Annotated in this window: 13 protein-coding genes; 12 read left to right on the top strand and 1 reads right to left on the bottom strand. The window is 37.7% G+C overall.

Going from position 1 to position 14167, the window contains the following annotated elements; genetic code table 11:
- The first annotated feature begins 2 nt into the window (after positions 1–2).
- Together NSQ40_RS19610 and spoVM are read left to right on the top strand one after the other, a co-directional pair.
- The gene (locus NSQ40_RS19610) at positions 3–644 is read left to right on the top strand and encodes a thiamine diphosphokinase (RefSeq protein WP_033798454.1); all 642 of its coding nucleotides are present in this window, start codon (positions 3–5) and stop codon (positions 642–644) included.
- A gap of 66 nt (positions 645–710) precedes the next feature.
- Positions 711–791 carry a stage V sporulation protein SpoVM gene (gene spoVM, locus NSQ40_RS19605; protein ID WP_001213600.1) on the top strand — a complete coding sequence of 27 codons (81 nt, stop codon included), beginning with the start codon at positions 711–713 and terminating at the stop codon, positions 789–791.
- 71 nt (positions 792–862) lie between these two features.
- On the opposite strand, the gene rpmB is transcribed toward spoVM, so the two are convergent.
- Positions 863–1051, bottom strand: a complete 189-nt coding sequence (gene rpmB / locus NSQ40_RS19600; protein ID WP_000124776.1) for a 50S ribosomal protein L28 — start codon at positions 1049–1051, stop codon at positions 863–865.
- Positions 1052–1429: 378 nt separating this feature from the next.
- Here rpmB and NSQ40_RS19595 point away from each other — a divergent pair, with 378 nt between their 5' ends.
- The 10 genes from NSQ40_RS19595 to smc all read left to right on the top strand — a co-directional run bounded on the left by NSQ40_RS19595 (position 1430) and on the right by smc (position 14162).
- Entirely contained in the window at positions 1430–1792 is a 363-nt protein-coding gene (locus tag NSQ40_RS19595; RefSeq protein WP_000021111.1) for an Asp23/Gls24 family envelope stress response protein, read from the top strand.
- A 22-nt stretch (positions 1793–1814) separates the two neighbouring features.
- A complete protein-coding gene (locus NSQ40_RS19590; RefSeq protein ID WP_003208184.1) occupies positions 1815–3491 on the top strand; it encodes a DAK2 domain-containing protein in 1677 nt (558 codons plus the stop codon).
- A gap of 430 nt (positions 3492–3921) precedes the next feature.
- On the top strand, positions 3922–5970 hold the full coding sequence (gene recG / locus NSQ40_RS19585) for an ATP-dependent DNA helicase RecG (RefSeq protein WP_003208181.1): 2049 nt from the start codon (positions 3922–3924) through the stop codon (positions 5968–5970).
- 90 nt (positions 5971–6060) lie between these two features.
- Entirely contained in the window at positions 6061–6654 is a 594-nt protein-coding gene (gene fapR / locus NSQ40_RS19580) for a transcription factor FapR (RefSeq protein WP_003199443.1), read from the top strand.
- Complete coding sequence (gene plsX / locus NSQ40_RS19575) at positions 6651–7643, top strand: phosphate acyltransferase PlsX (RefSeq protein WP_018780923.1); 993 nt, start codon at positions 6651–6653, stop codon at positions 7641–7643. The genes fapR and plsX overlap by 4 nt, the downstream gene beginning before the upstream one ends.
- A 14-nt stretch (positions 7644–7657) precedes the next feature.
- Positions 7658–8608: an ACP S-malonyltransferase gene (fabD, locus tag NSQ40_RS19570; protein WP_003208176.1), complete on the top strand. Its 951-nt coding sequence runs from the start codon at positions 7658–7660 to the stop codon at positions 8606–8608.
- Complete coding sequence (gene fabG / locus NSQ40_RS19565) at positions 8602–9342, top strand: 3-oxoacyl-[acyl-carrier-protein] reductase (RefSeq protein WP_016115974.1); 741 nt, start codon at positions 8602–8604, stop codon at positions 9340–9342. Before fabD ends, fabG begins: the two co-directional genes overlap by 7 nt.
- Positions 9343–9413: 71 nt before the next feature.
- Positions 9414–9647, top strand: a complete 234-nt coding sequence (gene acpP / locus NSQ40_RS19560) for an acyl carrier protein (RefSeq protein ID WP_000786062.1) — start codon at positions 9414–9416, stop codon at positions 9645–9647.
- A gap of 59 nt (positions 9648–9706) precedes the next feature.
- A complete protein-coding gene (gene rncS, locus NSQ40_RS19555; protein ID WP_003199450.1) occupies positions 9707–10444 on the top strand; it encodes a ribonuclease III in 738 nt (245 codons plus the stop codon).
- A 148-nt stretch (positions 10445–10592) separates the two neighbouring features.
- Entirely contained in the window at positions 10593–14162 is a 3570-nt protein-coding gene (gene smc / locus NSQ40_RS19550) for a chromosome segregation protein SMC (protein ID WP_341286143.1), read from the top strand.
- Positions 14163–14167: the final 5 nt, after the last annotated feature.

The raw sequence follows: 14167 nt of genomic DNA, 5'->3' as shown, positions 1-14167 counted from the left end.
AGATGATTATTCATATTTTAGCTGGAGGACCGGCGGAGTACTGTGCTGATTTCTCTCGGTATGAAAATGAGGAAGTAGTATGGGCTGCGGTTGATCGTGGTGTATATCGTTTGTTGCAAAGAGGAATCATACCTACTGTTGCATTTGGTGATTATGACTCAGTTACAGATGAAGAATTAGCGTGGATGCAAAAACAGACAGATGAGTTACATATTGTTCCGCGTGAAAAAGATCAAACGGATTTAGAAATTGCAATTCATTGGGCACTGGAGCAAAAGCCGGATTTGATTCGCATTTTTGGTGCTACAGGCGGAAGGCTTGATCATGGGTTAGCGAACATACAAATGCTTTTAAAAGGGCTGGAAGCACATACTGAAATGTATATCGTTGACAATAAAAATGAAATCTCTGTAAAAAAAGTAGGCACATATATAATTGAAGAAAATGAACAATTTCCATACGTATCCTTTGTGCCTGTTACGGAAATTGTAAAAGGTATTACACTTCGTTGCTTTAAATATCCTCTTACTGATAAAACGATAGAATGGGGATCGACGCTTTGTATTAGTAATGAACTCATTGCGGAAAAAGGTACTTTTTCATTTGCTTCTGGCATATTAATGGTGATAAGAAGCACTGATTGAAGAAACACTTTTGCTACTTGCATCATATAGTAAACAAGTGGAGTAATGGGGATTAGGAGGGAAACCATGAGATTTTATACAATTAAGTTACCTAAATTTCTTGGTGGAATTGTTCGCGCGGTGTTAAATACCTTTAAAAAGGACTAAAAAAGCACCATTAATGGTGCTTTTTTCATGAGGATAATAAAAAAAGAGCCTATTGGCTCTTTTTTTTATTATTAAACACGTTCGATTTTGCCAGATTTTAATGCTCTAGCAGAAACGTAAACACGTTGAACTTTACCGTCGATGCGTACGCGAACTTTTTGAAGGTTAGCGCCCCATTTACGTTTTGTAGCGTTCATTGCGTGAGAACGAGAGTTACCAGAACGAGCTTTTCTTCCAGTAATAGCACAAACACGAGCCATCTATATTTCCCTCCCTTAACTACCTTACCATACGTAATTTTTTCAATGTTAGTCTTTTATGCGATGCTAAAAACACTACTATAATTTAACACAACTAAAAAGAGAATGCAACAGTGTATAAAAAAGAAATCAAGAAAAATTACTTGACACTAAATTTCAGTAAAGAAAAGTAGAAATCAAGAAAAATCACTTGACATATTATAGTGGTACATGTTGTATAATAACAATGGACTATTTTGCTCGTCGTAGAAAAGTGTAATAATAAGTATAAAATATGAGAGCGAAAAGAAAGAACGATGGAATTTTCTTTAAAAAGATTATATGATAGTAATTAAAGTAGTCTAGCTCACTTTCACCATTTATGAAGGGGGAAAAGAGATGTCAATTGAAATTAAAACGAAGTACGGTCAAATTGATATTAGTACAGATGTAATTGCAACGATTGCTGGAGGTGCCGCGGTAGATTGCTACGGTATCGTTGGTATGGCTTCAAAAAATCAATTAAAAGATGGATTAACAGAAATTTTACGAAAAGAAAACTTCACTAGAGGCGTTATTGTTCGTAAAGACGAAGATGAAGTACATATTGATATGTATATTATTGTGAGCTATGGTACAAAAATTTCAGAGGTAGCACACAACGTCCAAACGAAAGTGAAATATACATTAGACCAAACGGTAGGACTAGCAGTAGATTCTGTAAACATCTACGTACAAGGAGTTAAAGTAATAAACTTGTAATGTGCATTAAGGAGGAAAATCTGTGTCAATTCAAAAAATTGATGGGAAACGTTTATCACAAATGATTATTCAAGGAGCGAATAACTTAACAAACAATGTTCAGCTTGTTGATGCATTAAACGTTTTTCCAGTTCCAGATGGCGATACCGGTACAAATATGAATTTATCAATGACTTCAGGCGCGCGTGAAGTGAAAGCAAACCCTTCGCAGCATGCTGGTAAAGTCGGCGTAAGTTTAGCAAAAGGATTATTAATGGGAGCTCGTGGTAACTCAGGTGTTATTTTATCTCAGTTGTTCCGTGGTTTCTCTAAATCCATTGAACAAAAAGAAGAATTAACAACAGTTGATTTTGCGGCAGCCTTAGAAGCTGGTGTAGAAACGGCGTATAAAGCGGTTATGAAGCCGATTGAAGGAACGATTTTAACAGTTGCAAGAGAAACGGGGAAATATGCAGTCACAGTTGCGAAAAAACAGCGCGACTTTGTTTTGTTTATGGAAGACGTTGTCAAAGAAGCAAATGCATCGTTAAATCGTACGCCAGATTTATTACCTGTATTAAAACAAGTTGGCGTTGTAGATAGCGGTGGTAAAGGTCTTGTTGTTGTATACGAAGGCTTTTTAGCTGATTTAAAAGGGGAAACAATTTCTTCTGATGTACCAGCACAACCATCTATGAATGAAATGGTGCGTGCGGAGCATCACCGTAGTGTACAAAGCCAATTGAGTACAGAAGATATTAAATACGGATATTGTACGGAATTTATGGTGAAATTAGAGTCTGAAAAAATGAAAGAACATAATTTCTCTGAGCAGAAATTCCGTGAAGATATTAGTGTATATGGAGATTCATTGCTTGTTGTCTCGGATGATGAAGTTGTAAAAGTTCATATTCATGCAGAACATCCTGGTGATGCGATGAACTACGGTCAACGTTATGGTAGTTTGATTAAAATTAAAGTAGAAAATATGCGCGAACAGCATACTGCTTTATTAGATGAGCCAACACCGATGCCGGAAAAAGTAATTCCAGTAAAAGAAAAGCAACCATACGGTATTGTAACTGTAGCAATGGGATCAGGTATTAAAAACCTATTCGAGAGCATTGGGGCAACACAAGTTATCGAAGGTGGTCAAACGATGAACCCAAGTACAGAGGATATCGTAAAGGCAATCGAAGAAGCGAATGCTGAAAAAATCATTATATTACCGAATAACGGGAATATTGTGATGGCAGCAGAGCAAGCGGCATCTGTTGTTGATCAAGAAGTGATTGTTGTTCGTTCAAAAACTGTTCCTCAAGGAATGGCTGCAATGTTAGCATTTAATCCAGTTGGAACGTTAGAAGAAAACGAAGAGAACATGCAAGAAGCACTAGCACATGTGAAAACAGGTCAAATTACGTATGCAGTTCGTGATACGGAAATTGACGGTGTAGCGATTCAAAAAAATGATTTCATGTGTATTGCAGATGGGAAAATTGTATCTACAAATGCTAAAAAAGTAGATGCAGCGAAGCAATTGCTAGAAAGTATGATTGATGAAGATTCTGAGATTGTAACGATCTTGCAAGGTGAAGATGCAACAGATGAAGAAGTTGCAGAGTTAGTTGCATTTGTAGAAGAGAAGTTTGAAGATGTAGAGGTAGAAGTTCACCAAGGAAATCAACCTGTATATTCTTTCATATTCTCTGTAGAATAAAGGGAATTTCTTTTTTGCATAGAGATGAATGGTTTTACTTGCTAATGAGCAAGAACTAGCGATAATCTATCGTCAGTGGTTCTTTTTCAAAAGGCTAGCATAATGACGATAAAAAAGAGCCTTGCTGCTATAGTAAGGCTCTTTTTTATCGCATATCTTTCTTTGGAATATACATAATTTGATAAAAGATTTCGCAAAGTTTAATCAAGTAGGTATTTAGGTTAATGAAAGGAAAGGGTCATTATATATGGCTGATAATGTATAAGGGTAGTTTCCTTGAGAATGCCTATGGTAGAATAGAAAAGGCAGAAGAGAACGATTACAAGTTAGGATAGTAAATGTATAAGTTATATGGAATTGTATATCCATATATGCATGAAGTATATACGCGAGTAAAAATAAGAAAATGATGTGACGGAGCGTGAAAATCTTGAGTGAAGTTGTGCAAGTTCCTGTTACGGATGTAAAAGGAATCGGGGAAGAGACATCTGAATTATTACATGAGATGGGGATTCATACAGTTTCCCATCTATTAGAGCATTTTCCGTACCGTTATGAAGACTACGCGATGAAAGATTTGGCAGAAGTGAAACATGAAGAGCGTGTAACAGTGGAAGGAAAGGTGCATAGTGCTCCTTTATTACAATATTACGGGAAAAAGAAATCGCGTCTTACTGTTCGCGTACTTGTTGGCCGTTATTTAATTACGGCTGTATGTTTTAATAGACCGTATTATAAGCAAAAATTAAAGCTTGATGAAACGGTGACGATTACTGGCAAATGGGATCAGCATCGTCAAACGATTTCTATATCCGAGCTTCACTTTGGTCCAGTCGTACGTCAGCAAGAAGTGGAACCTGTGTATTCAGTAAAAGGAAAATTAACAGTAAAACAAATGCGACGTTTTATTGCACAAGCTTTAAAAGAGTATGGTTCCTCTATAGAAGAAATGTTGCCAGATGGTTTGTTAGGGCGTTATAAATTATTACCGCGTTATGAAGCGCTTCGAGCGCTCCATTTTCCAGTTGGTCAAGAAGATTTAAAACAAGCACGTCGTCGATTTGTATATGAAGAATTTTTCTTATTCCAGCTCAAAATGCAAGCGTTGCGTAAAATGGAAAGAGAGAGTTCGAAGGGGACGAAAAAAGATATTTCAATGAAAGAATTAGAAGAGTTCACTGATGCACTTCCGTTCCCACTTACTGGCGCACAGCGTCGCGTTGTTTCTGAGATTATAAAAGATATGCAGTCTCCGTACCGGATGAATCGGTTATTACAAGGGGATGTTGGATCAGGAAAAACAGTCGTAGCTGCAATTGCTCTTTATGCAGCGAAACTTGCACATTATCAAGGTGCGTTAATGGTCCCTACAGAAATTTTAGCTGAGCAACATTATCAATCGCTAGCAGAGACGTTCTCGCATTTTAATATGAATGTGGAATTGTTAACGAGTTCAGTTAAGGGGGCACGTCGTCGTGAAGTTTTAGCGAAACTTGAACAAGGAGAAATAGATATTCTTGTTGGGACACATGCTTTAATTCAGGATGAGGTCATTTTCCATAGACTTGGACTTGTTATTACTGACGAACAACACCGTTTTGGTGTAGCGCAGCGCCGCGTTTTACGAGAGAAAGGTGAAAGTCCAGATGTGTTGTTTATGACAGCAACACCGATTCCTCGTACATTGGCGATTACTGCTTTTGGAGAGATGGATGTTTCTATTATTGATGAAATGCCTGCTGGGCGTAAAGTGATTGAAACGTATTGGGCAAAACATGATATGTTAGAACGTGTCCTTGGTTTCGTGGAAAAGGAAGTGAATAAGGGGAGACAAGCTTATGTAATTTGTCCGCTTATTGAAGAATCTGAGAAGCTTGATGTGCAAAATGCAATTGATTTGCATAGTATGCTGATGCATCACTATCAAGGAAAGTTTCAGGTTGGATTAATGCACGGACGTTTATCTTCTCAAGAAAAAGAAGATGTAATGGAGAAATTTAGTGAAAATAAAGTGCAAATTCTTGTTTCAACAACTGTAGTTGAGGTTGGTGTCAACGTGCCAAATGCAACGGTTATGGTAATTTATGATGCGGAGCGCTTTGGTTTATCGCAATTGCATCAGCTTCGAGGTCGTGTTGGCCGTGGGAGTGAGCAGTCGTATTGTTTGTTAATCGCAGATCCGAAATCGGAAACTGGGAAAGAACGCATGCGCATTATGACAGAAACAAATGATGGATTTGTATTGTCGGAAAAAGATTTAGAGTTACGTGGTCCTGGAGATTTCTTTGGAAGTAAACAAAGTGGTCTACCAGAGTTTAAGGTAGCTGATATGGTACATGATTATCGAGCGTTGGAAACGGCGAGACAAGATGCGGCCGTGCTGGTTGATTCTGAAGCGTTTTGGCACAACGAGCAGTATGCTGCATTACGCGTATATCTTGAAGGAGCAGGTGTGTTTCAAGGAGAAAAGCTCGATTAAAAATGGAATGTGCAAATTTTTTTGTTGCATTCTACTTTTAATGATTATATACTACTGTTAGTACCTAGTCATAAAAACGGATGGTGCGGTATGAAAAAAAGAAAAAGTAAGAAAGAAAGACAAGTATTATTACAACAAACAATAGAAACGAATCCTTTCATAACGGATGAAGAGTTAGCAGAGCAGTTTCAAGTAAGTATACAAACTGTTCGCCTTGATCGAATGGAATTATCGATTCCTGAGTTAAGAGAGCGAATTAAACATGTGGCAACGAAACAGCATGAAGAAGATGTGAAATCTTTACCGTTAGAAGAGGTAGTTGGAGAAATTATTGATATAGAATTAGATAGACATGCAATTTCTATTTTTGAAGTGAAGATGGAGCATGTATTTAAAAGAAATCAAATTGCGCGTGGGCACCATTTGTTTGCTCAAGCGAACTCACTAGCTGTTGCAGTTATTGATGAAGAATTAGCTTTAACTGCAAAGTCTACGATTCGATATATTCGTCCTGTAAAATTAGGAGAACGTGTTGTTGCAAAAGCCCGCGTTGAAGATGTGGAGAATGATAAAGGACGGACGGTTGTCAAAGTGCATAGCTTTGTTGGCGAAGAACTTGTTTTTACAGGCACTTTTGAAATGTATCGATCTAGTAATTATAGTGAGGAAGGTAACAATTTATGAAAATCGCAATAGATGCAATGGGTGGCGATCACGCTCCAAAAGCAGCTGTATTAGGAGCAATGAAAGCTATTAAGGAATATTCAGATTTACATATTACTTTGGTAGGAAAAGAAGAGGAGATTCGTCAGTATTTAACAAGCGAAGAGCGTATTACTGTACTTCATACAGATGAAAAGATTGAAGGGACAGATGAACCAGTAAGAGCTGTTCGTCGGAAAAAGCAAGCTTCAATGGTACTTGCAGCGCAGCAAGTAAAAGAAGGTGTAGCCAATGCTTGTATATCAGCAGGTAACACAGGGGCTTTAATGGCAGCTGGATTGTTTGTGGTAGGACGTATGGAAGGGATTGAACGTCCAGCGTTATCTCCTACAATGCCAACAATTGATGGGAAAGGTTTTGTTATGTTAGACGTTGGAGCAAATGTTGACGCGAAGCCAATTCATTTATATCAATATGCGGTAATGGGTTCTATTTACGCTGAGAAAGTAAGAGGAATTAACAATCCGCGTGTTGGTCTTTTGAATGTCGGGACAGAAGATGGCAAAGGAAACGAACTTTCAAAACAAGTATTCGCTATGCTAAAAGATGCGCCAATTAATTTTGTTGGAAACGTTGAGTCAAGAGACCTATTACAAGGTGTGGCAGATGTAGTTGTATGCGATGGTTTTACTGGAAACGTAGCATTAAAATCATTAGAAGGAACTGCACTAGCATTATTTTCTATGTTAAAAGAACAATTAATGAGTTCGTTCACAAGTAAATTAGCAGCGGCAGTATTAAAACCGAAGCTGATGATATTAAAAGATAAAATGGATTATTCGGAGTATGGCGGAGCAGCATTGTTTGGATTAAAAGCTCCTGTCATTAAGGCTCACGGATCTTCTAATGATCAATCGATTTTTAGTGCGATTCGTCAAACGAGAGAAATGGTAGCGAAAGAAGTCATTCCTACAATTTCAAGTGTAATGGAGAAAGAGCCGCTTCAATAAGAGGAGGGTTTGAAATGGGAAAACTAGCATTTCTTTTTCCGGGCCAAGGTTCACAGGCGGTTGGAATGGGACAGCAATTAGCAGGGAATAATAAAGAGGTTGCAAAAATATTTCAAAAAGCGGATGAAGTTTTACAGGAGTCTCTTTCATCATTAATTTTTGAAGGACCTCAGGAGAAGCTAACATTAACGACAAATGCGCAACCAGCACTATTAACGACAAGTATTGCAATCTTAACAGCTTTGAAACAATATGATATTACGCCTGATTATGTTGCTGGCCATAGCTTAGGTGAGTATAGCGCGCTTGTTGCAGCGGGAGCATTAACATTTGAAGATGCTGTTTACGCTGTGAGAAAACGTGGTGAATATATGGAAGAAGCTGTGCCAAGCGGAGAAGGTGCAATGGCCGCTATTTTAGGGGCAGATCCAGATGTTCTGAAACAAGTTACAGAAGAAGTAACGAGTGAAGGTCATGCTGTGCAAATTGCTAATATGAATAGTACGAAGCAAATCGTTATCTCTGGAACGAAACGAGGAGTAGAACTCGCTTCTCAAAAAGTGAAAGAAAATGGTGCGAAACGAGCAATTCCGCTTCGTGTGAGCGGTCCGTTCCATTCTTCATTAATGAAACCAGCAGCTGAGAAGTTTCAAAATGTTTTAAATGAAATTACAATTCAAGATGCAAACATTCCAGTTGTTGCAAACGTTACGGCTAATTGCGTTAATCGCAGTGAAGATATTCAAGAAAAGCTAATTGAACAGCTCTATTCACCTGTTTTATGGTACCCATCTATTGAACAGATGGTAGAACAAGGTGTAGATACATTTATTGAAATTGGTCCCGGGAAAGTTCTTGCTGGTCTTATGAAATCAATTGCTCCATCTGCAAAGGTATATGCGATATATGATGAAGAGACATTGAAAGATACCATTTCAAGTTTGAGAGGAGAAAGCGGATGTTAAAAGGGAAAGTTGCATTAGTAACAGGTGCATCACGTGGAATTGGCCGCGCAATTGCAATTGATTTAGCGAAGCAAGGGGCAACAGTTGTAGTTAACTATGCTGGTAATGAGCAAAAAGCAAATGAAGTAGTTGATGAAATAAAAAAACTTGGTTCAGAAGCAATCGCAGTGAGAGCAGACGTTGCTAATGTTGAAGAAGTTACAAACCTGGTAAAACACACTGTGGATACATTTGGACGAGTTGATATTCTTGTGAATAATGCAGGGGTAACAAGAGATAATTTATTAATGCGTATGAAAGAAGAAGAATGGGATACAGTTATTGATACAAACTTAAAAGGTGTATTCTTATGTACGAAAGCAGTATCTCGTTACATGATGCGTCAGCGTCATGGTCGTATTATTAATATTGCTTCTGTTGTCGGTGTTACAGGGAATCCCGGTCAAGCAAATTACGTTGCAGCAAAAGCTGGGGTAATTGGATTGACAAAGACTTCCGCAAAAGAATTGGCTAGCCGAAATATAACAGTAAATGCAATTGCTCCAGGGTTTATTGCTACTGATATGACAGATGTATTAGGCGAAAACGTAAAAGAGGAAATGTTAAAATTAATTCCTGCTGCTAAGTTTGGAGAAGCGCAAGATATTGCGAATGCTGTAACATTTTTTGCTGCTGATCACAGCAAATATATTACAGGACAAACATTACATGTTGATGGTGGTATGGTAATGTAATAAAAGAAACGATTTCACCTAGTTTTTTTGTGAAATATTTAATATAATATTTGAGGGGAGGTGAATGAATTATGGCAGATGTTTTAGAGCGTGTAACGAAAATTATCGTGGATCGTTTAGGAGTAGAAGAAACAGAAGTAGTACCAGCTGCAAGCTTTAAAGAAGATTTAGGTGCAGACTCCCTAGATGTAGTTGAACTTGTAATGCAATTGGAAGATGAGTTTGAAATGGAAATTTCTGATGAAGATGCAGAAAAAATTGCTACTGTTGGCGATGCTGTGACTTACATAGAGAGTCATCTATAATGTTTGAGTGAAGTCCCGTTTTATAGCGGGGCTTTCTCGGCTTATATCTGGAGGGACCTATGCCGTACCGAAAATATAGAGAAAAAAAATATGAAACAAAATATCGTGAAGCTTTTAAAATGTTTCAACAAAAAATAGGTATTACGTTTACAGACGAAAAATTATTAATTCAAGCATTTACGCATTCATCGTATGTGAATGAGCATCGAAAAAAGCCACATGAAGACAATGAACGTCTAGAATTTCTTGGAGACGCTGTATTAGAATTAACTGTATCACAGTATTTGTTTCAAAAATATCCGACAATGAGCGAAGGAGAGCTAACAAAGTTGCGTGCAGCTGTTGTATGTGAACCATCTCTTGTCCGCTTTGCGAATGAATTGTCATTTGGTAACCTTGTTTTACTAGGAAAAGGTGAAGAAATGACAGGTGGACGTGAACGACCAGCTTTATTAGCGGATGTCTTTGAAGCGTTTATTGGTGCCCTTTATCTTGATCAAGGGTTGGAGACAGTTTGGGAATTCTTAAAAGAAATTGTATATCCAAAAATTAATGAAGGTGCTTTTTCTCATGTGATGGATTATAAGAGTCAACTACAAGAATTAATTCAGCGTGATGGTAGCGGTAATATTGAGTATCAAATTTTGCAAGAAAAAGGACCTGCTCACAATCGAGAGTTTGTGTCACGTGTTACATTAAATGGCGTGGCTCTAGGTCTTGGTAGCGGTAAGTCGAAAAAAGAAGCAGAGCAACAAGCTGCTTCAGAGGCGTTGAAAAAGTTAAAAGAACAATCATAAGGAATCCCCCTTTACATGAGGGGGATTCCTTATGCATAGAATGAAACTTTATTTTTATTTGGATATGAAAAGATAAATATGAATCCGTACAGTAGTTTGTTTTTATAGGCAGAGACTATAAAAACGGAGAATAGGGGGAAGGCCTTTCGTGTTTTTAAAGAGATTAGAAATAGTAGGATTTAAATCCTTTGCGGAGCGTGTATCTGTTGATTTTGTTCCAGGTGTAACCTCTGTAGTTGGTCCTAATGGAAGCGGAAAGAGTAATATTACTGACGCGATTCGCTGGGTACTTGGTGAACAATCTGCAAAATCATTACGCGGTGCAAAAATGGAGGATATTATTTTTGCGGGAAGTGATACGCGAAGAGCAGTTAATGTTGCAGAGGTAACATTAACCTTAAATAATGAAGATCAGCGTTTACCTATTGAGTATAATGAAGTGAGTGTTACGCGCCGCGTTTCTCGCTCTGGAGATAGTGACTTTTTTATTAACAAACAATCTTGTCGATTAAAAGATATTGTTGATTTATTTATGGATTCTGGTATGGGACGAGAAGCTTTCTCAATCATTAGCCAAGGAAAAGTAGAAGAAATTTTAAGCAGTAAATCTGAAGAGCGTCGTGGTGTATTTGAAGAAGCAGCAGGCGTATTAAAATATAAGCTTCGCAAAAAGAAAGCTGAAGGAAAATTAGCAGAAACACAAGAAAACTTAAATCGTGTGCAAGATATTATTCACGAATTAAGCACTCAAGTAGAGCCGCTTGAAAGACAAGCTTCTATTGCGAAAGACTATCTTGAGAAAAAAGAAGAACTAGAAAAAGTAGAAGCAGCTCTCATTGTATATGAAATTGAAGAATTACATGAAAAATGGGAAGCGCTTAGAAAGCAGTTTGGACACAATAAAGATGAAGAAGTAAAAATGTCAACGCATTTACAAAAAAATGAAGCAGAGCTCGAAGAATTACGCGGACAATTGCAAGCGATTGATGAATCTGTAGATTCCTTGCAAGAAGTTCTCCTTCTTTCTAGTAAAGAGTTAGAAAAATTAGAAGGGCAGCGTGAATTGCTAAAGGAACGAAAGCAAAATGCAACAACGCACTGCACACAGCTTGAACAGTTAATTATTGAGTTAACAGAAAAAGCCAAGATTTATGATGTGGAAATTGAAACCAGTACAGAAGAACTAATGAAATTTGCAAATCAGGTAAAAGCATTAGAACAAAAGCTACACGAAAATGAGAAACTTCTTTCTACATATGCAGAAAACCTAGAAGAGCAAATTGAGCATTTAAAAGGAGATTATATTGAACTTTTAAATCAACAAGCAAGTAATCGTAATGAATTATCTATGCTTGAGGAACAATTCAAACAACAAAATTCTAAAAATCAACGCCTTGATGAAGAAAATGAAAAGTATGTACAAATGCGTATGCAAATTACAGCTAAAAAGGAAAAATTTGTAGAGAGTTATGAAGAAGTAAAAGAGAAAGTGACAAGCGTTATTACCAATATACAAAAAACAGAAGCGGCGCTTGGAAAATGCAAGGCACAATATAGTGAAAATGAAACAAAATTGTATCAAGCATATCAATTTGTTCAACAAGCTCGCTCTCGAAAAGAAATGCTGGAAGAGATGCAAGAAGACTATTCTGGGTTTTATCAAGGTGTACGTGAAGTATTAAAGGCCCGTGAAAGTAAACTACATGGCATTGAAGGTGCGGTCGCTGAACTACTTACTGTACCGAAGGCATATGAAGTTGCTATGGAGATTGCACTTGGTGCAGCAATGCAACACGTTGTTGTACAAACAGAAGAGCATGCTCGCGAGGCAATTGCCTTTTTGAAACAAAATCGCCATGGACGTGCGACGTTTTTACCACAGGCAGTTATTAAGGGAAGATCGTTATCATTTGAACAGCTACGTATGATAAAGCAACATCCAGCGTTTATAGGTGTGGCAGCAGAACTCGTACATTACAATAATAAATATGAAAATATAGTTTCAAATTTATTAGGAACTGTCGTCGTTGCAAAAGAGTTAAGAGGTGCGAATGAGTTAGCGAAGCAATTACAATATCGCTACCGTATTGTAACGATTGAAGGAGATGTTGTAAATCCTGGCGGTTCTATGACTGGTGGGGCTGTAAAACAAGCGAAATCTTCTCTACTAGGGCGACAACGTGAATTAGAAGAGTGGAGCAAGAAGCTTACTGAAATGGAAGAAAAAACTTCTAAGTTAGAAAACTTTGTTAAAGCGTTAAAACAAGAAATTCAAGAAAAAGAAGTTAAGATAAAAGAATTACGTCACGATGCAGAACAAGAGCGTGTAGACGAACAAAAATTAAAAGAAGAAATTAATCAGCTTGAGCTAGAAGAGCATCGTATTAATGATCGCTTATCTATTTATGATTTGGAAATAGAAGGATTTTTACAAGATCAAGTGAAAATGCAAGGGCGAAAACAAGAGCTGGATAGAATTTTAGTAGAGCTTCAAAAAGATATCACAGAGCTTGATGAAAAAATTGTTACTTTAACGAAGCAAAAAAGTGACCAGCATTCTTCGAAAGAAAAAGTTCAGGCGGAGATGACGGAGCTGAAAGTACAAGCAGCAGAAAAGCAGCAACGTTTGTCTAATCAAAAAGAGAAAGTAGATCGTTTGACGAAAGAACAAGAGGAAACGCAGCGAACGCTTGTAAAAACAAAAGAAGATTTAGCATTCTTAAAGCAAGAAATGACATCGAATTCAAGCGGTGAAGAGCAAATTACGAATATGATTGAAAAGAAAGCACATGATCGAAATCAAACATCGGAATTAATTAGTTCCCGTCGTGAGCAACGCCTGAGCCTTCAAGAACGGGTAGAACATATAGAGCATGAAGTGAAAGATACGAAAGGGCGCCATAAATATGTTCTCGAGGTTTTAAAAGATCAAGAAGTGAAAATCAATCGCCTTGATGTTGAATTAGAAAATAGATTGCAACATTTACGCGAAACGTATACGATTTCATTTGAAGCAGCAAAACTGAAGTATACAATGATAATGCCTGCAGAAGATGCGCGTAAAAAGGTGAAATTAATCAAACTATCAATCGAGGAGCTCGGAACAGTAAACTTAGGGGCAATTGAAGAGTATGAACGCGTAGCAGAACGACATACGTTCTTGTTAGAGCAGCGAGATGACTTAGAAGAAGCGAAAGCGACATTGCACCAAGTTATTATGGAAATGGATGAAGAGATGAAAAAACGCTTCTCTACTACATTCCAGGCAATTCGTACAGAATTCCAGACTGTCTTTTGTGAACTATTTGGCGGAGGAAGAGCAGACTTAGTGATGACAAATCCGCAAGATTTATTAAATACAGGCATTGATATTGTTGCGCAGCCACCGGGTAAGAAACTGCAAAATTTAGGTTTACTTTCAGGTGGGGAGCGTGCTTTAACTGCAATTGCACTGCTATTTGGTATTTTAAAAGTAAGACCTGTTCCGTTCTGTGTACTAGATGAGGTTGAAGCGGCGCTTGATGAAGCGAATGTAGCTCGTTTTGCGCAGTATTTGAAAAAGTTTAGTGATGAAACGCAGTTTATTGTTATTACACATCGAAAAGGTACGATGGAAGAATCAGATGTACTGTACGGGGTAACAATGCAAGAATCAGGTGTTTCTAAGCTTGTTTCCGTTCGTTTAGATGACGGAGAAGAGCTTGTTGCAAGCAAATAGGAAGG

Origin of the sequence: Bacillus sp. FSL K6-6038 (assembly GCF_038050455.1) — a bacterium.
Taxonomy (GTDB): Bacteria; Bacillota; Bacilli; order Bacillales; family Bacillaceae_G; genus Bacillus_A; species Bacillus_A pseudomycoides.
The sequence above is the reverse complement of the archived record's forward strand: the minus strand, read 5'-3'. Positions and strand labels throughout refer to the sequence as shown.